1 protein-coding gene is annotated in these 1141 nt (G+C 73.1%); it reads right to left on the reverse strand.

All coding sequences use genetic code 11. The features are described 5' to 3' along the window. Positions 1-1141 (reverse strand): cation-translocating P-type ATPase (locus FLW16_RS42880; protein ID WP_142566715.1); only part of this gene is annotated, 1141 nt, incomplete at both ends.

Genomic DNA, 1141 nt, shown 5'->3' on the forward strand with positions numbered 1-1141 from the left:
ACGGTCTTGCCCTCGGCCTGCAACCGTTTGACCACATCGACCTTGTCGGCCGGCAACACCTCGGCGATCACCTCATCGATGCCCACCTGGGCGGCGACCGTCCGGGCGACCGCCTGGTTGTCGCCGGTCAGCAGCACCGGCGTGAGGCCCAGGGCGCGCAGGTCGGCGATGGCCTCCGCGCTGGTCGGCTTGACCGTGTCGGCCACCACCAGCACCGCCCGGGCCTCACCGTCCCAGCCGACCGCCACCGCCGTACGGCCGCCGGCCTGCGCCTCCTCCAGCGCCCGGGCCAGACCCGCAGGCAGGTGCTGGGACCATTGCTCCAGCAGACGGGGCCGGCCCACCAGAACGGCGTGGCCGTCCACGACCCCCTGCACCCCCAGCCCCTCGACATTGACGAAATCCTCCGGTGCCGGCAGGGTCCCCACCCGTTCGGCGGCGCCGCGGGCGATGGCCTGGGCGATGGGGTGCTCGGAGGCGTGCTCCAGGGCCCCGGCCAGGCGCAGCACCTCCTCACGGTCCTGCCCGTCCGCCAGGTGCACCTCGACCAGGGTCATTTTTCCTTCGGTGACGGTGCCGGTCTTGTCCAGCACGACCGTGTCGATCGCCCGGGTCGACTCCAGCACCTCAGGACCCTTGATCAAGATGCCGAGCTGGGCGCCGCGGCCGGTGCCGACCAGCAGCGCGGTCGGCGTGGCCAGCCCCAGCGCGCAGGGGCAGGCGATGATCAGCACCGCGACCGCGGCGGTGAAGGCCGCCCCGGCCCCCTCACCCGTGCCGAGCCAGTACCCCAGCGTCGCCGCCGACAACGCGATGACGATCGGCACGAAGATGCCGGAGATGCGGTCGGCCAGGCGCTGCACCTGCGCCTTACCCGTCTGCGCCTCCTCCACCAGGCGCGCCATCTGGGCGAGCTGGGTGTCGGCCCCGACCCGGGTGGCCCGCACCAGCAGCCGCCCACCGGCGTTCACCGTCGCCCCGCTCACCGCATCGCCCGCCCCGACCTCGACCGGGACCGACTCACCGGTGAGCATCGAAGCGTCGACCGCCGAGCTGCCCTCCTCGATCACCCCATCGGTGGCGATCTTCTCCCCCGGCCGGACCACGAAACGGTCACCCACCGCCAGCTCCTCGACCGGGA

This window comes from Microbispora sp. KK1-11, assembly GCF_006874435.1.
GTDB classification, from domain to species: domain Bacteria; phylum Actinomycetota; class Actinomycetes; order Streptosporangiales; family Streptosporangiaceae; genus Microbispora; species Microbispora catharanthi.